At 72.1% G+C, this 21370-nt stretch carries 18 protein-coding genes, 1 tRNA gene, 1 other RNA gene and 1 riboswitch; of the genes, 13 read left to right on the plus strand and 7 right to left on the minus strand.

What is annotated here, in order from left to right; translation table 11 throughout:
- Window positions 1-125 precede the first annotated feature (125 nt).
- The gene (locus FE374_RS01830) at window positions 126-344 is read left to right on the plus strand and encodes a DUF6191 domain-containing protein (RefSeq protein WP_139926976.1); all 219 of its coding nucleotides are present in this window, start codon (window positions 126-128) and stop codon (window positions 342-344) included.
- A gap of 49 nt (window positions 345-393) precedes the next feature.
- On the opposite strand, the gene FE374_RS01835 is transcribed toward FE374_RS01830, so the two are convergent.
- Complete coding sequence (locus FE374_RS01835) at window positions 394-1014, minus strand: LytR C-terminal domain-containing protein (protein WP_139926977.1); 621 nt, start codon at window positions 1012-1014, stop codon at window positions 394-396.
- A gap of 707 nt (window positions 1015-1721) precedes the next feature.
- On the opposite strand from FE374_RS01835, the gene FE374_RS01840 reads away from it, so the two are divergent.
- From FE374_RS01840 to FE374_RS01850, 3 genes are read left to right on the plus strand one after another with little or no spacing between them, the layout of a single operon-like run.
- Window positions 1722-2819 (plus strand): multicopper oxidase family protein, encoded by a 1098-nt coding sequence (locus tag FE374_RS01840; protein WP_230978423.1) that lies wholly within the window; start codon window positions 1722-1724, stop codon window positions 2817-2819.
- Window positions 2820-2878: 59 nt separating this feature from the next.
- Window positions 2879-3334 carry a signal peptidase I gene (gene lepB, locus FE374_RS01845; RefSeq protein WP_223173617.1) on the plus strand — a complete coding sequence of 152 codons (456 nt, stop codon included), beginning with the start codon at window positions 2879-2881 and terminating at the stop codon, window positions 3332-3334.
- A gap of 39 nt (window positions 3335-3373) precedes the next feature.
- The gene (locus tag FE374_RS01850) at window positions 3374-4081 is read left to right on the plus strand and encodes a copper resistance CopC family protein (RefSeq protein WP_139926978.1); all 708 of its coding nucleotides are present in this window, start codon (window positions 3374-3376) and stop codon (window positions 4079-4081) included.
- Between the two features lie 28 nt (window positions 4082-4109).
- Here FE374_RS01850 and FE374_RS01855 read toward each other — a convergent pair whose 3' ends face one another.
- The 4 genes from FE374_RS01855 to FE374_RS01870 all read right to left on the minus strand — a co-directional run bounded on the left by FE374_RS01855 (window position 4110) and on the right by FE374_RS01870 (window position 7329).
- The gene (locus FE374_RS01855) at window positions 4110-4427 is read right to left on the minus strand and encodes a type II toxin-antitoxin system VapB family antitoxin (RefSeq protein ID WP_139926979.1); all 318 of its coding nucleotides are present in this window, start codon (window positions 4425-4427) and stop codon (window positions 4110-4112) included.
- Window positions 4428-4602: 175 nt separating this feature from the next.
- A complete protein-coding gene (locus FE374_RS01860) occupies window positions 4603-5394 on the minus strand; it encodes a C40 family peptidase (RefSeq protein ID WP_139926980.1) in 792 nt (263 codons plus the stop codon).
- A 39-nt stretch (window positions 5395-5433) separates the two neighbouring features.
- A riboswitch (cyclic di-AMP (ydaO/yuaA leader) is annotated at window positions 5434-5603 on the minus strand.
- 207 nt (window positions 5604-5810) lie between these two features.
- A complete protein-coding gene (locus FE374_RS01865) occupies window positions 5811-6833 on the minus strand; it encodes a M23 family metallopeptidase (protein ID WP_139926981.1) in 1023 nt (340 codons plus the stop codon).
- Window positions 6834-7241: 408 nt separating this feature from the next.
- Window positions 7242-7329: transfer RNA gene (locus tag FE374_RS01870), tRNA-Ser, on the minus strand.
- A gap of 235 nt (window positions 7330-7564) precedes the next feature.
- On the opposite strand from FE374_RS01870, the gene ffs reads away from it, so the two are divergent.
- From ffs to FE374_RS01900, 6 genes are all read left to right on the plus strand, one after another.
- Window positions 7565-7661, plus strand: an RNA gene (ffs, locus tag FE374_RS01875) — signal recognition particle sRNA small type.
- A 65-nt stretch (window positions 7662-7726) separates the two neighbouring features.
- Window positions 7727-10240, plus strand: coding sequence for a DNA polymerase III subunit gamma and tau (locus tag FE374_RS01880; RefSeq protein ID WP_139926982.1), 2514 nt, complete (start codon window positions 7727-7729; stop codon window positions 10238-10240).
- Between the two features lie 9 nt (window positions 10241-10249).
- Window positions 10250-10849, plus strand: a complete 600-nt coding sequence (gene recR / locus FE374_RS01885; RefSeq protein WP_139931237.1) for a recombination mediator RecR — start codon at window positions 10250-10252, stop codon at window positions 10847-10849.
- Window positions 10850-10929: 80 nt separating this feature from the next.
- Window positions 10930-11715, plus strand: a complete 786-nt coding sequence (locus FE374_RS01890; protein ID WP_139926983.1) for a TSUP family transporter — start codon at window positions 10930-10932, stop codon at window positions 11713-11715.
- Window positions 11716-11875: 160 nt separating this feature from the next.
- Entirely contained in the window at window positions 11876-13153 is a 1278-nt protein-coding gene (locus FE374_RS01895) for an aspartate kinase (protein ID WP_139926984.1), read from the plus strand.
- Window positions 13150-14235 carry an aspartate-semialdehyde dehydrogenase gene (locus tag FE374_RS01900; RefSeq protein WP_139926985.1) on the plus strand — a complete coding sequence of 362 codons (1086 nt, stop codon included), beginning with the start codon at window positions 13150-13152 and terminating at the stop codon, window positions 14233-14235. The genes FE374_RS01895 and FE374_RS01900 overlap by 4 nt, the downstream gene beginning before the upstream one ends.
- Before the next feature lie 91 nt (window positions 14236-14326).
- Here the strand turns inward: FE374_RS01900 and adhE are convergent, their stop codons facing one another.
- Window positions 14327-17083 (minus strand): bifunctional acetaldehyde-CoA/alcohol dehydrogenase, encoded by a 2757-nt coding sequence (gene adhE / locus FE374_RS01905; protein ID WP_139926986.1) that lies wholly within the window; start codon window positions 17081-17083, stop codon window positions 14327-14329.
- A gap of 264 nt (window positions 17084-17347) precedes the next feature.
- Between adhE and FE374_RS01910 the strand changes: the two genes are divergently transcribed.
- Window positions 17348-17740, plus strand: a complete 393-nt coding sequence (locus FE374_RS01910) for a VOC family protein (RefSeq protein WP_139926987.1) — start codon at window positions 17348-17350, stop codon at window positions 17738-17740.
- Between the two features lie 24 nt (window positions 17741-17764).
- Window positions 17765-19516 (plus strand): DUF7800 domain-containing protein, encoded by a 1752-nt coding sequence (locus tag FE374_RS01915; protein WP_139926988.1) that lies wholly within the window; start codon window positions 17765-17767, stop codon window positions 19514-19516.
- A 29-nt stretch (window positions 19517-19545) separates the two neighbouring features.
- Here the strand turns inward: FE374_RS01915 and FE374_RS19440 are convergent, their stop codons facing one another.
- Window positions 19546-20067: an alpha/beta hydrolase family protein gene (locus tag FE374_RS19440; protein ID WP_230978424.1), complete on the minus strand. Its 522-nt coding sequence runs from the start codon at window positions 20065-20067 to the stop codon at window positions 19546-19548.
- A 433-nt stretch (window positions 20068-20500) separates the two neighbouring features.
- Here FE374_RS19440 and FE374_RS19445 point away from each other — a divergent pair, with 433 nt between their 5' ends.
- The gene (locus tag FE374_RS19445; RefSeq protein WP_223173618.1) at window positions 20501-21085 is read left to right on the plus strand and encodes a hypothetical protein; all 585 of its coding nucleotides are present in this window, start codon (window positions 20501-20503) and stop codon (window positions 21083-21085) included.
- Window positions 21086-21370 lie beyond the last annotated feature (285 nt).

The following is a 21370-nucleotide window of genomic DNA, read 5'->3' on the forward strand; positions in this document are numbered from 1 at the left end:
GGCCCGGGTCCGCACCCCCCGCCCACACCCCCGCCCCACCGTCCACACCCCCGCCCCGCCGTCCATCCACACCCAGCCCCGCGGTCCCCACCCCGCCGCCCGGCTACCGCTCCTAGGATCAGGCCATGTTCGACGAGGTCTTCTCGATGTTCGACCCCGGACTCAAACACCTGACCGACGAACGCGAACGCCAACGCCTCGAGATCGAACGACCCGGCGACGGCGCCCCACCCTTCGGCATCGACCTCGACGCCGGCATCGCCTACCTAGAAACCAAACCCGCACGAAAACCAGAAGCCAAGCCGGCACGAACACCCGACCCCCCGGTCACCCCCGAGGCATGACCCACAGCCCGTACCGCGTCGGGTGAGAACCGAGCTTCAGCGCAAGCAGTTACGCGGGCGCGCCCCCGGCCGACGCGACCGGCGTGCAGCCTTCCGGGGAGACGAGCGGCGTGGCCGGGTCGAGCGCGGCGATCTCCTCGGCCGGCAGCATCGACTCGTAGGTGGCGCCGAGGACGATGTCGATCGTCTCGTCGGTGCGGGAGCCGTCCAGAGTGACCACGGCACCAGGGAAGAGGCGCGCGACGGAGTTCCCGGCGGTCACGCCGAGCGGGCCGACGACGATCTGGACTGCGCCGGAGTACGTGCCTTGCGGCCAGTTCGCCTGCTGGTTCACAACCACACCCAGCTGGCCGAGGGAGGCCGCGGTCGCTCCGGCCAGGCCGCGGCGGTCGGTGCCGTTGTAGACGTTGGCGGTGACGTCCGGAAACGCCACCGGGGTGGCTCCCTCCGGCACGCAGGGCGTGACGAGGTCCTCCTCGGTGGGCGAGGCGCTGGTGAACTCTCGTGAGAACGGAGCCGGGAGCATGCCCGCCCACATCGCCGCGGCAATCAGCCCGATGACGAGCATGACGGCGATGAGTCCGCCGAAGATCACGGTCTGACGCTGCTGCAGCCGGCGCCGTCGGACGGCGCGCTGCTGCTCGGCATCGGGGGTGGCGGTGGCTGGCACAGGGGTCACCGTAGTGGAGCAAGGGGACCCGGCCGGGGCACGGCACTCCGGCGCACACCCGTGACGGGCGTGCCAGGCGCACTGTCCGCAAGAAGACGAACCACGTCGCGCGCAGGGTTTCGGGCACCCCAATTTTAGGGAGACCCCACACCCTCAGATGGGTCTTCGCTGACACAGGGCGTCCGCACGACGATGAGTCCACGCCATCAGGGGGTCCATCCATGAACGCGACCGCAACGTCGGCTCCACCGACGGTCCGGCTTACCGTGCAGCTGTTCCCGACGTCGTGGTCATGGACTTCCACCTGCCGGGGAGAGTTCCCAGGCATCGGAGGTCATGGCGCGTCCCATCCACAGCCCCCCTGCTTCCGGCATCGTGCAGGAGCAGTATGGCGGCGGATGAAACCGCGCGTACACGGCTTGCGCATCAGGTGACGACGAGAACTGGATGCGGCCCGCCGGCGGCCCGGTGCGCCGGCTCGGCGAGGGACTTGCGCAGGAAGGTGCCGACGACGTCGCCGGCCGCCCGCAGACCGCTGGTCCACCCCGAGTGGGGCTACCCGCTGGACACCTCCACCCACCTGCATGGCTCCGCATCGGTGCCGCAGTTCGACGGGTACGCCAACGACCTGACGCACGTGGGGTACAAGAAGTACTACCAGTACCCGAACTTCCAGCCGGCGCGCACGCTGGTATCACGACCACGCGGTGCACAACACCGCCCAGAACGCCTACTCCGGCCTCGCCGCGCAGTACCACCTGCACGACCCGGCCGAGCGGGAGCTGCTGCCCCAGGGCGACTTCGACGTGCCGCTGACCGTCACCGACGCGATGTTCGCACGCAACGGCAACCTCGCCTGGGACGACAACAGCCACTCCGGGCTGTGGGGCGACGTCATCCTCGTCAACGGCGCGCCCTGGCCGGTGATGAAGGTCCAACGGCGGGTCTACCGCTTCCGCATCCTCAACGCCTCGATCTCCCGCTCCTACAACTTCCGGCTCAGCACGCGCGACGCCGTCACCGTGGTCGCCACCGACGGTGGCCTGCTGCCCGTGACGAAGCAGGTGACGTCCTGGCGGCACGCCGGGGCGGAGCGGTACGAGGTCCTCATCGACTTCTCCAAGTACAAGGCCGGCACCAGCGTCGAGCTGCAGAACACCTCGAACAAGAACAACGTCGACTACGACTACACCGGCAAGATCATGCGGTTCGACGTCACGGAAACGCCCGTCACCATCACCCGGCCCGACGGCAGCCCCGACCCCACCTGGAACCGCGTCCCCACCACCCTGGTGAGCAGCGACGTCATGGCGCTGAAGGCGTCGCAGGCCAAGAAGACCCGGCGGATGCGGTTGAAGAAGAACGACGCCGGCATCTGGACCCTCGGTGACCACAGCTGGCAGGAGATCGTCGACAGCGGCTTCACCAAGAACGTCGCCAACCCCGCCCTGGACGACGTGGAGATCTGGGAGTTCGAGAACAGCTCGGGCGGCTGGTTCCACCCCGTCCACGTCCACCTCGTCGACTTCCAGATCCTGGCCCGCAACGGCAGGGCTCCCTTCGAGTACGAGAAGGGCCCCAAGGACGTGGTGTACGTCGGCGAGGGCGAGACGGTGAAGGTGCTCATGAAGTTCGGCCCGCACCGGGGCCGGTACATGATCCACTGCCACAACCTGCCGCACGAGGACCACGACATGATGACCCAGTTCATCGTGGGGATGGCGCCAGGGGAGCCGGACGTGAACGACCCCATCGAGGCCGCGCCGTGCATCGACGACGGCGACACCTCGCAGGACGACGACTAGTGCAGCGCACCGCCCCGGCGCCCTCCGTCACCGCCCCATGGCGGAGGGTGCCGCTCACGGTGGCGGCGGCCACCGTGGTGGTCCTGGCGCTGCTCGTGCGCCAGTTCGCGGTCACCTGGTACCCGGTGGTCTCGGACAGCATGGCGCCGACCGTGCCCACCGGGTCCCACGTGGTGGTGGACAAGCTCGGCTGGCGCCTGGACGGTCTGCAGCACGGTGACGTCGTCGTCCTCACCAGCCCCGCGGACGGCACGCTGCTGGTCAAGCGAGTCGTCGGCCGCGCCGGGGACGAGGTCCGCATCGACGACGCGATCCTGGTCGTGAACGACAGGCCGGTTGAAGAGCCGTACGTCGACCACTCCCGCATCGACGCCACCTTCTTCGGGCCCGTCACCGTCCCGGCCGACCACGTGTTCGTCATCGGCGACAACCGGTTCGGCTCCATCGACTCCCGTGTGTTCGGCCCCGTGCCCGTGCCGGACGTCGTCGGCCGCGTCATCACCGACCTCGGCTGAGCACCGGCCCCACAGAGAGCCCCGCAGAGAGAAGAAACCGTGCCCGTCAGGATCTTGCGCCTGCTCCTCGTGCTCGGTGCGCTGCTGGTACTGCCCACTGTGCCGGCCGCCGCGCACGACGAGCTCGTCTCCACTACCCCGGCCGACCGGGCCACGGTGGACGTGCCGCCCGGCGAGCTGCAGCTCGTCTTCAGCCAGCCCGTGCTGGCCGTCGGCACGCAAGTGGTGGTCGAGGACCCCGACGGGAACCTGATCGGGACCGGTGAGCCGCAGGTCGCCGGTGACCAGGTGGTCGTGCCGCTGCCGGACGCCCTGCCCCCGGGGGAGTACCGCGTGCGCTGGCGGGTCACCTCGGGTGACGGGCACCCGGTCACGGGGGACTTGCGGTTCGCTGCTACGGCCGGGACGACGGCGGTCGCCGCACCTCCCGTGGCCCCAGCGCCCGTGACCGCCGCGCCCGCGCCGTCGGACATGAAGGTGCCGGCCCCTGGTGTGGCGGCCTCGACGGCAGCGGCCGAGCCCGCGTCGGACTCGGCCGCCGTACGCACCGTGGAGGGGGCGGCCTCGGCCTCCGCGGCGAAAACGGTCGACGCCGTGACGTCCGGCCCGTCCTGGCAGCTGCTCGCCGTCGTGGGCGGGTGCGCGCTCGTCGCGGTGCTCGCGGTGGCCGTGCTCGCCGCTGGCAGCCGGACACCGGAGCGTGTGGCCGCTCGCGCGGACCGGCGGCCCCCGCGAACCGAGGGCTAGCGGACCGCACCCGCGGCGCACCGAGGGGCTAGCTGACCGGCTGCCCTGCGTCGTCGAGCTCGAGGATGCGCGCGTGCAGCACCAGTCGCTGCTGCAGGGCCGCGCGCAAGGCGCGGTGGAGGCCGTCCTCGAGGTAGAGGGTGCCGCGCCACGACACCACGTGGGCGAAGAGGTCGCCGTAGAACGTGGAGTCGGAGGACAGCAGCGACCGCAGGTCGAGCTGGCTCTTGGTGGTCACCAGCTGGTCGAGCCGCACCTGACGCGGGGGGATTCCGGCCCAGTCCCGCGGCGTGGTGATGCCGTGCTCGGGGTAGGGGCGTGAGTCGCCCACGGCCTTGAACATCACGGCGACGATCCTATGCTGGCGCTGCACGCGCGACGGGGAGGCGCGGCCAGGTTCGCGGAGCCCAGAGCCGGGTATCTGGGGAAACTGCCGGTCCCTGGGCAACTGCCGCTCCCTGCGGACTGCCGAAAGCCCGGGAGCTGTCCGGTGCCCGTGGGCCGGGCACCGGACAGCAGCCTCACATCACCCGGATGAAGGTCGGGTTGGCGCGGTAGAGCGGCGTCTCGGCCAACGAGGTGCCGGGGTTCCGAGCCGCGATGTGGTTGCCGTTGCCGGTGTAGATGCCGACGTGCCCGGGCCACCAGACAAGGTCACCGGGCGCGGCCTCGGACGCGGAGACCACCGTGCCGGCGCCGCTCTGGGCGCCGGAGGACCGGGGGAGCGTGACGCCGAAGTGGGCGAAGACGTAGCTGGTGAAGCCCGAGCAGTCAAAGCCGGCCGGGGTGGCGCCGCCGTACACGTACGGGGTGCCCACGAACTGGCGGGCGTAGTTGACTACCGCGCTCGAGGAGGCGGACGGCGCCGGTGCTGCCGCGGCGGGGGCGGCGGCCGGGGCTGCGGCGGGCGCGGCTGCGGCAGCCGCCTCAGGGGCGGCCGCTGACGCCAAGGTGGCGCGCTCCCCGGAGCGCGACGCCGCGTGCGTGCCCCGGTTGACCGCGAGCACCGGCTCCGGCTCCGGCTCCGGGGGCGGCGGCGGGGGCGGGGGTGTGGCGACGGCGTCGACGGACGCCACACTCCAGGTCAGGTCCGCGGGCACCGTGACCGTGGGGGTGGAGACCCTGACGGCGGTGGCATCCGCAGCGGCGAAGATGTCGGCCTTGACGGGTGCCGGCTCCGCCTCGGCGGTCCCCGCTGCGAGGGTGAGGATCAGACCCGAGGCGGCGGCAACGGCGATGCTGCGTCGGGCGGTGCTGCTCGTGCTGGTCGTGCTGCTGGTCTTGGCGAACGAGGACGTGGAGGGTTGGCGCACCGTTTCAGGGCGCGCATCAGTGCAGTTCGTCACGGAGGGCCTCTCCTGCCGCCTTCGGGGTGAGCTGTCGGGTTCGGGTGGGAGAACACCCGGTGCGCCGCCATGGCCGCACTTCACCCCAAGGTCCTGGTTGTCCAGGACCGGAAAACGATGGGTCCCCCGTCCCTGCCACGTGTCCGTGGGCCCCGGGTGGGTGGCAGGGTTCGGCGTCCCGCCCGGAGGCTTCCGGAATGGGAAATCCGGAAAGCGAGTGTGACGCTACCCGCATCCGGGCGTCTATGTCACGTTTTGGTCACGGCGTTGTGGGGGGCGGCGGATCCGCGGATTCCCGGGGAAAACGGCATGTAATTGCAGCCGGAAAAGCGCATGGCCCCGTCCTGAAGACGGGGCCATGCGCTGCGAGCCTGTTGCGCGCGTCAGAGCTGGCTGACGTCCTTCGCGCCGTGCTGCTGGAGCCACGCGAGCGGCTCGATGGTCGAGTCGTCGGCGAGATGCACCTCGAAGTGCAGGTGGTTGCCGGTGGAGTTGCCGTTCGAGCCGACCCCGCCGATGACCTCGCCGGCCGCAACCTTCTGGCCGGCGGAGACGTACACGCCGTCGTTGTACATGTGGACGTACCAGGTGTAGAAGGTCTCGCCGCCGATGTTGTGCTCGATGACGACCAGGTTGCTCGAACGGCCGTCCTTGCCGGCGCCGGCGTGCACGACGGTGCCCGCAGCCGCGGCGTGGATCGGCGTGTTCCGCGGGGCGGCGAAGTCGGTCCCGAGGTGGTACGAGTAGGCGGCGCCCCGGCCGAGCGGGTCGTTGCGACCGCCGTAGCCGGAGGTGTTCCGGAAGGTGCCGGCGGGGAGGGGCACGACGACCTGGCGGGCGGCGTCCGCCGCCGCCTTCTCGGCAGCGGCTTTCTCCTCGGCGGCCTTCTTGGCGGCAGCCTCGGCCTCGGCCTTCTCGAGGGCCTCGCGCTCGGCGGCCCGGGAGGCGGCGGCCGCCGCCTCGGCGCGGGCGATGGCGACGGGGTCCTCGGTGAGGGTCTCCGGCGTCGCAACGGCGACCGCGTTCGCGTCCAGCGGCGCGAGCACGTTCTTCTCGGTGCCTACGGTGGCCGCAGCGGCGTGGTCGACGTACTGGGCCACACCGGTGATCGGTGCGACGAGCGCAAGAGCTCCGAGGACACCGAGCATCGTGGAGCGCGGGGTGAGCCGCGAGTGCACGGCGGTCGCCCCCTCGGCCAGGCGCAGGTCGCGGCGGCGGGGCTGCTGGCCGGCGGTGGAGAAGACCACGGTCGGGGCGTCGTCGCCCGTGTCCGCGTCGGCGGGCCTCCGGGCGAGCTGGCTCGCGAAAGCCTGGAGGGAGCGCAGCTTGGGCTCGTGGGCCCGCTGGGCTTTACGGATCTCGCGACGGGTCAGTGGCGCCGACTGGGGCTGGGTACGGCTCGACATGGGTTGGGGGCCTCCACGGGAGGATCTCGCCCCTTAGGGGGGCTGGTTTGCCCCACGTAGGGGCCGGTCGGGGCGGGTCTCAACCTCGGGGTTTATGAGGGACGCCGTCCTGGAATGTCACAGAACGATAACGAGGTGTTTATCGGAGGGTCTACCCCCTGTGGATGTGGGGCCTGTCACGTGAGCGTGTCGCTCTGGCGCGGCGGGGCCTTGCGTGCCGCGCGGCGGGGTGGGCATGCGCTCCCGACGGGGCCGCGGCCGGGGCGCCGCGACGGCCTGTTACGCCGCTTCCGGAACTGCCTCGTCACGGCCATGCGCCGCGTCGTGCTGCCGGGCCCTGCTGGAGGGCCGGTGGGACGGCGAAGGGCCTCTGACCGGGGCTATCGCGGGTCAGAGGCCCTTCGGCACTGGCGGAGGATGGGGGATTCGAACCCCCGAGGGCTTGCACCCAACACGCTTTCCAAGCGTGCGCCATAGGCCACTAGGCGAATCCTCCTGGGAAAGACGCCTCGCGGCGGACTTTCGAGTTTCGAGGATACCCGACGGTCCCCACGGCCTCGACCACCAAGGCACACGTTCGGCGCGTGCTCTTGGTCACCAGGAGGTGTCCGTGTCCGTGGCGCAGGCTCGCCGTTCGTCCGTGGCGCGGCTCGCCGGTTGCCTCATCATGCGGGCGCGGCCACCTCGGTCACATGCGTCCATGCTGCCCGGACGGGTCGGTTAGACTGAAGGCCGACCCCTCGTGCGGCGTCATCTTGCCGAACTCCCCCAGGGCCGGAAGGCAGCAAGGGTAGGTGAGCTCTGGCGGGTGCGCGGGGGGTCCCTTTGTGCCCATCCACCGGCCCGGCCAGCGCGTGTGCCACGTGTCGGTGCCCCCAGCTAGGGTCAGATTTGTGACGACAGCCCTGTACCGCCGCTACCGGCCGGAGACCTTCCAAGAGGTCATCGGTCAGGAGCACGTGACCGAGCCGCTGATGGCCGCGCTACGTGCGGACAGGGTGACCCACGCCTACCTCTTCTCCGGGCCACGCGGCTGCGGCAAGACCACCTCCGCCCGCATCCTCGCGCGCTGCCTGAACTGCGCCGAGGGTCCGACCGACACCCCCTGCGGCACCTGCGACTCCTGCGTCGAGCTGGCCCGCGGCGGTACCGGCTCCCTCGATGTGGTCGAGATCGACGCCGCGAGCCACAACGGTGTCGACGACGCTCGTGAGCTGCGCGAGCGTGCCAGCTTCGCCCCCGCGCGGGACCGGTTCAAGATCTTCATCCTCGACGAGGCGCACATGGTGACGCCGCAGGGCTTCAACGCCTTGCTCAAGCTCGTCGAAGAGCCGCCGTCCCACGTGAAGTTCATCTTCGCGACGACGGAGCCCGACAAGGTCATCGGGACCATCCGGTCGCGTACCCACCACTACCCGTTCCGCCTGGTGCCGCCCGAGAACTTGCTCGCGTACCTCGAGCAGCTGTGCGCCAGCGAGGGCGTGCGGGTCGGCGGCGGGGTGCTGCCGATGGTCGTGCGCGCCGGCGGTGGATCGGTGCGCGACACCCTCTCGGTGCTCGACCAGCTCATCGCCGGCGCGCAGGACGGCGTGCTGGACTACGACCGCGCGGTCGCCCTGCTCGGGTACACCGACGCGGCGCTGCTCGACGACGTCGTCGACGCCGTCGCCGCGCGAGACGGCGCAAGCCTGTTCCGGGTGGTCGACCGGGTGATCGGATCCGGGCACGACCCGCGTAGGTTCGTCGAGGATCTTTTGCAGCGGCTGCGTGACCTCGTCGTCATCGCCTTGGCCGGTGAGCACGCGGCGGCCGCGCTGCGTGGCGTGCCTGCCGACCAGCTCGACCGGATGCGCGCCCAGGCCCAGCACCTGGGGGCAGGCCAGGTCACCCGGGCGGCGGACCTGGTCAATGCCGCTCTCACCGAGATGACCGGGGCCACCTCCCCGCGCCTGCAGCTGGAGCTGCTGTGCGCGCGGATCCTGCTGCCCGGCGCCGACGATGCCGATGCTGGCTACGGCGCCCGCCTGGACCGTCTCGAGCAGCAGGTCACGAGCGGGGTGTCGGTCCCCCCGGTGGCAGCCGCGGTTCCCGCGTCGATGACCCCGGCGCCCTCACCTGCCGCGTCGTCCGCGGCCGCAGCCCCTGCCGCGTCCGCGGTCCCCGTGACCGCCCTCGCAGAGTCGGCCGCCCCTGCGGCCGCACCTGCGCCCTCCGGTGCCGTTCCGACGGCTGGCGCTAGCCCCGTCCAGGGCGGCCCCACATCGGCCCCGGCCTCTTCCCGGCCCGCTGCTCAGGGAGCGCCGCAGGGCGGCCGGCCCGGCGCTGCCCGCCCGCCCGCCGCGACCCCCACCGCAGGACCCACCAGTCGCCCCGACGCGCCCCAGCGTCAGGCCGGTGCTCCCGGTGCTCCCGGTGCTGCTGGAGCCGCCGGTGCTGCCCCCGGTGCCTCGGCTGCCGCGACCGCGCAGGCCCCGGCCCGCTCGGAGGACTCCGGTGCGGATGCGGAGATGGTGCGCAACCGCTGGTCCGAGGTCGTCGCCACGCTGGCGCGGATGAAGCGCGCCACGTGGACGCTGGTGTCGCAGAACGCGCACGTGGGCGAACTCTCCGGCGGGGTCCTGCGACTGGTGTTCAGCACCCCGGGCCTGGCCACCGCCTTCCGGAACGGCTCGCACGCGGGCGCCGTCCAGCAGGCCCTCGCCGAGACCCTCGGGGTCCGGGCCCGCATCGAGGCCGTCTCCAGCGACGGTGCCGGTGGGCCCGCCCTGGCCGGCCGGGCCGCGCCCGCGGGTCCGGGCACAGTGCCGGGCGGCACCGCCACGCCGGGCAGCGTCCCGACCGCCGTCACCCCGCCGAGCGCGGTCACCAACGCCCGGGCGAGCTGGGCGTCGCCGCCCTCGGCCGGATCTGCGACGCCGCCCAGCGCCGGCTCCCCGGCCGACGCCGGACCGCCGTCGCGGCCCGCGCCGTCCGCCGGTGACGCCGCCACGCGCCATGGTCGTACCGGTGCCGCCGCCACGCGTCCTGGTCGTACCGGTGGCCCTGCGGCTGCGGGGCAGCCCGCACCCGAGGACGACTACCCCCTCCCGCCCGAGCCCACCGACGACGACCCCGGCCCCGCCGCCGGCTTCGATGACGCTCCGGCCGTCGCGTTCACCGGCGCCGGGTCCGGGTCCGCTGCCGCCTCGGCCGAGCTTGGCTCGGCCCCCACGGCTCCTTTCGGGTCCGCACCGTCGGCCCCGACCGTGCCCGTACCCCGCCCCACGGTCTCCCCGGCCGACGACGTCGCCTCCTTGGACGACCCCGACGCCGAGGGGTCCGGCATGGTCGGCGCGCCCCTGGTGGCCAAGGTCCTGGGGGGCACCGTGATCGAGGAGCTCACCGTGCCGCCCCAGGGGGCGATGTAGGTGGCCGGCATCTACGAGGGTGCCGTCCAGGACCTCATCGACGAGCTCGGCCGCCTTCCGGGCGTGGGGCCCAAGAGCGCCCAGCGCATCGCGTTCCACATCCTCTCCGCCGAGGCGGAGGACGTCGCCCGCCTCGTCAACGCCCTGACCCAGGTCAAGGAACGCGTCCGCTTCTGCGAGGTCTGCGGCAACGTCTCCGAGGGGCCGCGCTGCCGCATCTGCGAGGACCCGCGCCGCAACCCCACCGTGCTCTGCGTGGTCGAGGAGGCGAAGGACGTCGTCGCGATCGAACGTACGCGTGAGTTCCGCGGCCGCTATCACGTGCTCGGTGGGGCCATCAATCCCATCGACGGCGTCGGCCCGGACGATCTGCGCATCCGCGAGCTCATGACGCGTCTGGCCGACGGCGTGGTCGAGGAGGTCATCCTGGCCACCGACCCGAACATCGAGGGGGAGGCCACTGCCACCTACCTCGCCCGGATGCTGCGCGGGGTGGGCGTCGCCGTCTCCCGGCTCGCCTCCGGCCTGCCGGTCGGCGGCGACCTCGAGTACGCGGACGAGGTCACCCTCGGCCGAGCCTTCGAGGGCCGCCGCCGCGTCGAGTCCTGACCACCCGCACCGGAGCCCGCAGCGTCGGCGCGGGCGGTCGACTGCGGAGGCACACCCGGCCGTCGTGATGAGATACGCGGGTGCCACCCGAGATCGATGCCCTCGCCATCCTCCTCCTCGTCGTCGCGGGACTCACGGCAGGCTGGGTCGACGCCGTCGTCGGCGGGGGTGGCCTGATCCAGCTGCCCGCGCTGCTGCTCATGCCGGGCGTGAGCCCGCTGCAGGCGCTCGCCACGAACAAGGTCGGGTCGATCATGGGCACGTCGACCAGTGCCATCACCTACTACCGCCTGGTGGGCCCAGACCTCCGCACGGCAGCTCCCATGGCCGCCGCCGCCTTCGTCGCGGCGATCGGCGGCGCCGCCGTGGCCAGCCGCATCCCCGCCGAGGCCTTCACGCCGATCATCCTGCTCGCGTGCTTGGCGGTCGCCACCTGGACCCTGGCGCGGCCCAAGGTCGGCCGCACCACCGAGCTGCGCTGGGAAGGGCACCGGCACGTCGGCGCAGCCCTAGGGCTCGGCCTGGTCATCGGCGCCTACGACGGCGTGCTCGGCCCGGGCACCGGCAGCTTCCTCGTGATCGCCCTGGTCGGGGTGCTCGGCTACGCGTTCCTGCCCGCCTCAGCAATCGCGAAGATCGTCAACTTCGCCACCAACCTCGGCGCCCTGGTCTTCTTCGTGCCGCACGGCGCGGTCATCTGGTCGCTCGGCCTGATCGTCGGGGCGGCCAACCTCGTCGGGGCCTACACCGGCGCCCGTATGGCCGTGGCTCGCGGCAGCGCCTTCGTCCGTGTGATCTTCGTCGTGGTCGTCGGTGCCCTCGTCGTCCGTCTGGGGTGGCAGACCGCCCAGCAGTACTGGTTCTGAGCCCCGCACGACGCCGGCGACCCTTGCTCGTGCGCGTCCCGCGCCGTCCATCATCCGGATCCGCCGGTGACCGGAGCGTGAGACGCACCTAGAATGGCTCGGGTCAGCCGCCGGCGGCACCCCCGCGCCGCCGCGCACCCCCCTCTCCCGGAGCAATCCTGTGGCCCTCGTCGTGCAGAAGTTCGGCGGCTCGTCCGTCGCCGACGCCGCCAGCATCCAGCGCGTCGCCCGCCGGGTCGTCGAGACCAAGGAGGCCGGCAACGACGTCGTCGTCGTGGTCTCCGCGATGGGCGACACCACCGACGAGCTGCTCGACCTCGCCGGCCAGATCACCGAGGACGCCCCCGCGCGGGAGATGGACATCCTCCTCACGGCCGGTGAGCGCATCTCCATGGCGCTGCTCGCGATGGCCATCCACGAGCAGGGCGCCCGGGCCCGGTCCTACACCGGTCAGCAGGCCGGCCTGCGCACGGACACCCGGTACGGCAAGGCCTCCATCGTGGGGGTCGTCCCCGAGCGGATCGTCCGCGCGATCAAGGACGGCCAGGTCGCCATCGTGGCCGGCTTCCAGGGCGTCAACGAGCACAACGACGTCACCACCCTGGGCCGCGGCGGCTCCGACACCACCGCCGTCGCACTCGCCGCCGCCCTGGACGCCGACGTCTGCGAGATCTACACCGATGTCGACGGCCTCTTCACGGCCGATCCCCGCATCGTCCCGAACGCCCGGCGCGTGCAGCGCATCACCTACGAGGAGACCCTCGAGCTGGCCGCCCACGGCGCGAAGATCCTGCACCTGCGCGCCGTCGAGTTCGCCCGCCGCTACAACGTCCCGCTGCACGTCCGCTCGTCGTTCTCCAACAAGCAAGGCACCTGGGTCGCCGACGCACACGTCGGTGACCAGGAGGAGGAAGCCATGGAAGACCCGATCATCTCCGGCGTCGCGCACGACCGCAGCCAGGGCAAGATCACCGTCGTCGGCGTGCCGGACGTCCCGGGCACCGCCGCGCACCTGTTCGAGGTGGTGGCCGCCGCCGACGCGAACATCGACATGATCGTGCAGAACGTCTCCTCCCAGGCCACCGGCCTTACGGACATCTCCTTCACGCTGCCCGAGGCGGACGGCCCAGCCACCCTGAAGGCGATCGAGGGCGCCCGCGACCGCCTGCAGTACGACGAGCTGCGCTACGACGACCAGATCGGCAAGCTCTCGCTGGTCGGCGCCGGCATGCGCACCCACCCGGGCGTGTCCGCCAAGCTGTTCGGCGCGCTGTCGGCCGCCGGCATCAACATCGAGATGATCTCGACCTCGGAGATCCGCATCTCCGTGGTCACCCGCGCGCAGGACCTCGACGCCGCTGTCCGTGCCGTGCACACCGCATTCGACCTCGACGCTGAAGAGACCGAGGCCGTTGTCTACGGAGGGACCGGACGATGACCACCACCGCATCTGACCAGCAGGCACCCGCTACCCCGGGCCTGACCGTCGCCGTCGTCGGCGCGACCGGACAGGTGGGTGGCGTCATGCTCACGCTCCTCGAGGAGCGTGACTTCCCGGCCACCGCGGTGCGCTTCTTCTCCTCCGCCCGGTCGGCGGGCAAGACGCTGCCGTTCCGGGGCGCGCAGGTCGTGGTCGAGGACGTCGCGACGGCGGACCTCGCCGGCATCGACATCGCGATCTTCTCCGCCGGCGGCGCCGCGTCGAAGGAGTACGCCCCCAAGTTCGCCGCCGCCGGCGCCGTTGTCGTGGACAACTCCTCCGCGTGGCGCAAGGACCCCGAGGTGCCCCTGGTGGTCTCCGAGGTCAACCCGCACGCCATGGCGAACCGCCCCAAGGGCATCATCGCCAACCCGAACTGCACCACCATGGCCGCGATGCCGATCCTGAAGGTGCTCGACGCCGAGGCCGGCCTGGAGCGCCTGGTCGTCTCGACCTACCAGGCCGTCTCCGGTTCTGGCGTGGCCGGCGTGCAGGAGCTCGAGGGTCAGGTGCGCGCCGCCGTCGAGCAGGACTTCGCCAAGCTGGCCCTGGACGGCTCGGCCATCACGCTGCCCGAGCCGGTCAAGTACGTCGCGCCCATCGCGTTCGACGTCGTCGCCCTGGCCGGGGCGCTCGTCGACGACGGCTCCGGGGAGACCGACGAGGAGCAGAAGCTGCGCGACGAGTCCCGCAAGATCCTCGAGCTGCCCGAGCTCGCCGTGGCCGGCACCTGCGTGCGGGTGCCGGTGTTCACCGGTCACGCGCTGTCCATCAATGCCGAGTTCGCCCATCCGCTCTCCCCGGAGCGCGCCCGCGAGCTGCTCGCCGACGCGCCGGGGGTGGAGCTGTCCGACGTGCCGACGCCGCTGCAGGCCGCCGGCGCGGACCCGAGCTTCGTGGGGCGCCTCCGCACCGACCAGTCCGTGCCCGGCGGGCGCGGCCTGGCGATGTTCGTCGCCAACGACAACCTGCGCAAGGGTGCGGCGCTGAACACCGTCCAGATCGCCGAGCTGCTCGCGAAGGAGCTCGTCCCCGCCTGAGCCAATATCGCCGAGATGTCATCCTCTCGGTGAGATGTCATCGGAACGCCCCCGCCCAGCAGGGCGGGGGCGTTCTCGCGATAGCGCGGGGTCAGCCCTCCTCGGCCGCCCCGGCAGGGATCGACGAGCCGTCGGCCACCACACCCTCGGTCACCACACTGTTAGTCCCCACACCGTCGGCCACCACACCGTCGGCTGCGACCGCGGCGGCTGCCCGGTCTGCGCGCACCTGCGCCGCGCTGACGCCGTAGTACGCGGCCTCCATGATGTCCTTCATGTCGTCCAGCATCGGCAGGCGCGGATTCGCCGGTGCGCACTGGTCCTCGAAGGCGCGCATGGCCAACGCGTCCAGGTTGGGCACGAAGTCGGTCTCGGCGATGCCCATCTGAGCGAACGAGGCGGGCATTCCCAGCTCGGCCCGGAGCTGCTCGACCGCCCGGGCATAGGACTCCACGGCCTCGTCGGGCGTGGCGGCCGGCAGGCCGAGGTGGGCGGCGATCTCCTGGAACCGCTCCGGCGCGATGTACCGCTCGTACTTCGGCCAGCTGTTGAGCTTGGTCGGCACCTGCCCGTTGTAGCGAATGACGTGGGGCAGGAGCACGGCGTTGGTGCGGCCGTGCACCTGGCTGTAGGTCGAGCCCACGGTGTGCGCCATGGCGTGGACGATGCCCAGGAACGCGTTGCCGAAGGCCATACCCGCGATCGTGGAGGCGTTGTGCATCTTCTCGCGGGCCTTGGCGAGCTCCAGGCGCGGGGCGCCCTCACGCGCGCCGTTGACCGACGTCGCGAGGTGTTCGAAGACCATCTTGATGGCGTGCAGGGCGAGGGCGTCGGTGAAGTCGCTGGCGTAGACCGACACGTACGCCTCGGTGGCGTGGGTGAGGGCGTCGAACCCGGAGTCGGCTGCCAGGGTCGAGGGCATGTCGGTCGTCAGCTCGGGGTCGATGATGGCCACCGACGGCGTCAGCGCGTAGTCCGCCAGGGGGTACTTGTAACCCGTCTGCGGGTCGGAGATGACGGCGAAGGGCGTCACCTCCGCGCCGGTGCCCGACGAGGTCGGGATGCACACCAGCTTCGCCAGCTCGCCCAGCGGCGGGAACCTGAAGGCCCGCTTGCGGACGTCGAGGTACTTCTCGCGCAGGTCGGAGAAGCGGACCTCGGGGTGCTCGTAGAGCAGCCACATCACCTTGGCCGCGTCCATCGGTGAGCCGCCACCGAGGGCGATGATCGTGTCGGGCCGGAAGGCCCGCATGCTTTCCGCGCCGCGGCGGACGGTGGCGATCGACGGCTCGGGCTCGACGTCGTCGATGATCTGCAGCGCGACACGGTTGCCGCGCCGGCCCAGGACGTCGAGCACCTTGTCCACGTAGCCGAGCCGCGTCATGGTGGCGTCGGTGACGATGGTCACACGGCTGATGCCTTCCATGTCGTACAGGTACCGGATGGCGTGCGGCTCGAAGTACGTCTTCGCCGGGACCTTGAACCACTGCAGGTTGTTGGTGCGTCGGCCGATGCGCTTGATGTTGATGAGGTTCACCGCCGAGACGTTGTTGGACACCGAGTTGTGGCCGTAGGAGCCGCAGCCCAGCGTGAGGGAGGGCAGGAAGGAGTTGTAGACGTCCCCGATCCCGCCGAGCGAGGAGGGGGTGTTCTCGATGATCCGCACGGCCTTGACCCGCGCGCCGTACTCACGCACGAGGTCCTGGTCGGTGGCGTGGATGACGGCGGAGTGTCCCAGCCCGTCGAGCTCGACCATCTGCTCGGCGTAGCGGATGCCCTGCTCGGTGGAGGTGGCGCGCAGCACAGCCAGCACCGGGCACAGCTTCTCTCGCGTCAGCGGCTCGTGCGGCCCGACCCCCGAGACCTCGGCGAGGATGATCGAGGTGTCCTCCGGCACGGTGAAGCCGGCCTGCCGGGCGATCCAGACCGGGGACTGACCGACCACGGCGGCGTTGAGCTTGGCCTCGCCGCAGTTTTCCGCGGCGGCGGCCACCCCGAAGATGAACTCCTCGAGCATCGTCTTCTCTGCCGGCGTCGTGCGGTAGGCGTGCAGCCGCTGCAGGCCGGCGAGCGCGTCGTCGTAAATGGCGTCGTCGAGGATCACCGCCTGCTCCGAGGCGCAGACCATGCCGTTGTCGAACGCCTTGGACATCACCAGGTCGGTGACGGCGCGGCCGACGTCTGCGCTTTCGTGGACGTAGGCGGGGACGTTCCCCGCCCCGACGCCGAGCGCGGGCTTGCCGCAGCTGTATGCCGCGCGGACCATGCCGTTACCGCCGGTGGCGAGGATGAGCGCAACACCGGGGTGGTTCATCAGCGCGCTGGTGGCCGCCATGGACGGCTCCTCGACCCACTGCACGCAGTGCTCGGGGGCGCCGGCCTCGATCGCGGCGTCCCGCACGATGCGCGCGGCCGCGACGGAGCATTCCTGGGCGCCCGGGTGGAAGGCGAAGATGATGGGGTTGCGGGTCTTGAGGCAGATCAGCGCCTTGAAGATCGCCGTCGACGTCGGGTTCGTCACCGGCGTGACGCCCGCGACGACACCCACCGGCTCGGCGATCTCGACGATCCCGCTGAGCTCGTCCTCGGCGATGACGCCGACCGTGCGCAGGCCGCGCATGGAGTGGGTGACGTTCTCGCACGCGAAGATGTTCTTGGTGGCCTTGTCCTCGAAGACGCCACGACCGGTCTCCTGCACCGCGGCCCGGGCGAGCGCGCCGTGCTGGTTCAGCGCCGCCACGGAGGCCTTCTTCACGATGCGGTCGACGTCCTCCTGCGTCAGGTGGGCATAGTCCGTCAGGGCCGCCTGGGCGCGAGCGACGAGCTGCTCGATGGCGGTGGTGTTCACTACTGGCTCCTCGGCTGGGGCACCCGGTCTGGGGTGCCGGTACCAGTCACGCTAGGCAACGGTTCGTCCCAGAATCGGGGCCTTTGAGCCCACGGCCGTTGGTCCCACGACCTTGGTCCGGGTCGGGTGCCCCGCGACCGGATAGTGGCCGGCAACGCCGGAGCATGCCTGCCGAGGCGACGCCGGGGCGTGCCCAGCGGGCCCCTGGCCACCAAACCGCGCCGCCCCTACGCTGGGCGTCACATCGCGAGCGAAGGAGCCGCCATGACCGAGAGCACCTCACCGTCGGCCAACACCGTCACGTGGTGGGAGCTGCCGGTCACCGAGGTCGCCCGCGCCAAGGTGTTCTACAGCACCGTGTTCGGGTGGACCTTCTCCTCGTTCGGCCAGGATGAGGACTACGCGGGCGTCGAGGCCGGGGGTGCTCTCGTCGGGGGTCTGTACAAGGCGCCACCGGACAGCCCGACCGCGCCCGGCGTCCGCGTCTACGTCCTGGTCACCGATCTCGAGGCGACTCTGGCTGCCGTCGAGGCCGCGGGCGGCTCGGTGACCAAGCCCCGCACCTTCATCGCGGACGGCATGGGCTGGTGGGCCGAGATCGCCGACCCGGACGGGTGGTGGCTCGGGCTCACCACCGACAACGCAGCCCGCGACTGACCCGCCATCGACGCGCGACCCTCGATGCCGCCCGGAGAGCGCCCACCCGAGCAGCCACCACGCCTGCTGCTCGGCCCGCTGCTGCGCTTCGTCGACGCCGACAGCGCCACGGTGTGGGTGGAGACCGACCGGCCCTGCCTGGCCACCCTGCACGCCGGCGGACGGCAGGCCGTCGAGCGCACCTGGTCCGTGCACGGACACCACTACGCCCTCCTGGTCCTCACGGGCTTGCCCGAGGCCGCCGTCCTGCCCTACGAGGTGCGTCTCGACGGCGTGAGGGCCTGGCCCGCGCCGGACCAGGAGCTCCCGCCGAGCGTCATCCGCACCATCAGGCACGACCAGCGGCTCCGGCTGGCCTTCGGCTCCTGCCGGCGCAGCGCCGGGCACGACGCCGAGGCGCTGCGCACGTTCGGCGCCGACGCCCTCGTCGCGCTGGCCGGGAAGATGGCGACCGCGCCCCACGAGCAGTGGCCCGATGCGCTGTTCCTCGCCGGCGACCAGATCTACGCCGACGATCCCTCACCCGAGCTCACCGCACGTCTGAAGGCTGCGCATCGGGACACGGACGCCCACGACGCAGGACGCCGGGACGCCGGCACCCGCCATGACGGCGGCCGCCGCGAGGTCCCGGGTGAGGTGCACGACTTCGAGGAGTACACCTGGCTGTACCAAGAGAGCTGGTCCCAGCCGGCGGTGCGGTGGCTCCTCTCCACCGTTCCGAGCTGCATGATCCTCGATGACCACGACCTGCGCGACGACTGGAACACCTCCTGCGCCTGGCGCGAGCGGATGGAACGGCAGCTGTGGTGGCGCGACCGTGTCACCGGCGCGTTCGCGTCGTACTGGGTCTACCAGCACCTCGGCAACCTCTCACCGCGTGAGCTCGCCGAGGACGAGGTGCTCGCCGCGATGCACACCACCGACGACGACGCCACGCGCACCCGGGTGCTCGACGAGTTCGCGTGGCGCACGGACGCCGAGCCGGACACCGCCCGGTGGAGCTACTTCCGCGACTTCGGCGGCCGAGGGCTCGGCATCCGGCTCGTCGTCGTCGACTCCCGCTGCTCGCGGCGCCTCGACCCGGACGCCCGCGCCATGGTCGACGACGCCGAGTGGGCGTGGGTCCTCGAGCACGCGCTGACCCCGCCCGGCGGCGAGCGCATCGGGCACCTGCTGCTGGGGACCACCCTGCCCGCCTTCCTGCCCGCCGGCATCCACCACCTGGAAGGCTGGAGCGAGGCGGTCGCCTCCCACCGTGCGTGGGGGCCGGTCGCCGCCTGGCTGGCCGAACGTCTGCGCCGGGCCATCGACCTGGAGCACTGGGCGGCGTTCCGGGCGTCGTTCGACCAGCTGGTCGATCTGCTCCGCCGCGCCGTCGAGGCCCCCGAGCCGCCGTCGAGCATCCTGCTGCTCTCGGGTGACATCCATTCCTCCTACACCGCCCGGGTGCGGCTGCGCGGTGTCCGGCATCCCGGCACCGCCGTGCACCAGCTGACGATGTCGCCGTTCCGCAACCCCATGCACCGCGCGGTCCGGCTCGCGCACCAGGTCATCGAGTGGCCACCGGTCAGCCGCACCTGGCGAAAGTTGGCGCGGCTGGCTGGGGTGGCCGACGTGCCCGTCGCGTGGCGCCTCGAGCACGGCCCGTGGTTCACCAACGGCATCATGACGCTCTCCATCGACGGCACCCGTGCCACCGTGGAGATGGACCGCGCCGAGGTGCGGCACGGCCGTGAGGAACTGACCCGGCTCGGCGTCGCGTCGCTGGCGCCCTGACGGGCCCGAGGCTGCGCCGTCCGGCCGGCTTACAGGTGGCGTCGCACGAAGTCGAGCTGGCGCCGCAGCTGCGCCACCTCCTCGTCGTCCACCACCGAGCCGTGCCCGGCGCCGTAGGTGTACAGCTCCACCTCACCCGGGTAGTCGGTTCGTGCACGCAGGGCGCGCACGTAGTTCAGCACCTGCCCCAGCGGGCAGCGCGGGTCGTTCTCCCCGGCCATGACGAGCACCGGGGCCCGCACGGCGTCCACGTACGTCAGCGGGCTCGCCACCCGGTACGCCTCGGGGACCTCCGCGGGCGAGCCGCCGAAGAGGGACCGGTCGAACGCCTGCAGGTCGGGCATCTCCTCGTGGTACGCCGTCACGTAGTCCGCCACCGGCACGTCCGCGAGCCCCACCGCCCAGCGCCCCGGCTGGGTGCCGAGCCCGAGCAGGGTGAGGAAGCCGCCCCACGACGAGCCCGCGAGCACCGACCGGGCCGGGTCCACCACGCCATCGGCCACCAGCAGGTCGTGCACCGCGGCGATGTCCTCCAGCTCGGTCAGACCCACTCGGCCCTCCAGCGCGTCGCGCCACGCCGACCCGTAGGCCGGTGGACCCCCGGTAGTTGACGCTCACGACGGCGAAGCCGTGGTCCGCCCACGCCGCCAGGTGCGAGGAGAACGAGTCCGAGCGGTGCCAGGCCGGGCCGCCGTGGACGTCCATGATCGTCGGGAACGGGCCCGTGCCCTCGGGGGGCAGCCGCAGCAGCGCGTGCACCCGCCCGCCCGGACCGTCCGCCCACACATCGCGCGCCGGCACCGACGGCGCCGCCCGCAGGCCGTGCGGGCTGATGATCTCCCGGCCCGTGGAGGCCGAGACGAGCGTGCGCGGGGTGGCCGCGGAGGACCAGCGCAGCCATACGTCGCCGTCGGGTCGGGGACCGGCCTCCGAGACGGTGCCGTCCACCGGGCCCACCGGGACCGTGGCCCCGCTGGCGAGCACATGCCGGTACAGGCGGGTGCGCGCCTCGTGGTCGACGGCGACCAGCAGCGTGCGGCCGTCGGCGTACCACCAACCGTCGGTCACCTCACCGGGCAGCGGCCCGCCGCCGGGCTCGCGGAGCTGCACGTCGTGCACCAGCCCGGTGCCCAGGTCCCAGATGGCAAGCTCCGCACGTCCGCGGCGCTCGTGCGCGAGGAGCAGGCGCAGATCGCCGTCGCGCGGGGCGAACTCGATCGCGGTCAGCCCCCGGCCGGGCCCGTCGTCCAGGTCCGCCACCACCGCGCCGGTGTCCGTGGCGATCACGCGCAGCGCCATGTGCCGGTTGTCCCCGCGCTCGGCGTGCTCGACCGCCACGAGGTTGCCGTCGTGGGACAGTGCCGCCGCCTCGGCGTCGGCCTCGTGCCGGTACAGCAGCACCAGCCGTTCCGTGCCGGGCTCGCTGACCCCGATCACGACCTGGTGGATGGTGGTGCCCTGCTCGGAGCTGCGGCCGACGACGGCGGTGCCGTCCCGGGCGAGCAGGAGCCCGGCGGGATAGGCGTCGGGCAGGGGGATGGGGTCCTGCACGCCATGCCCCGGCGGTGAGCCGAAGGGCTGACGGCGCCAGCGGCCGAACTCATCACCGGCGGTGTCGTCGAACCACCACACCCAGTTCCCTCGCGGGTCGATGGTGGTGAGGGTGGTGCCCTCCGGGCGGTCGGTGGCCTGGACCAGGCGCCCGGTCCGGGCGTCCCAGGAGTGGACCTGCAGCACCCCGCGCGCGGTGGCGACGACGCACGCACGGTCGGGTGCGTCCTCGGCCCAGTCGGGGAGCTCGACCTGGTGGGCGCGCAGCCGCAGCTCCCAGGGGGGTGGTGGCCAGCCGTCGGG

The sequence above is a fragment of the Georgenia yuyongxinii genome, assembly GCF_006352065.1.
Taxonomy (GTDB): domain Bacteria; phylum Actinomycetota; class Actinomycetes; order Actinomycetales; family Actinomycetaceae; genus Georgenia; species Georgenia yuyongxinii.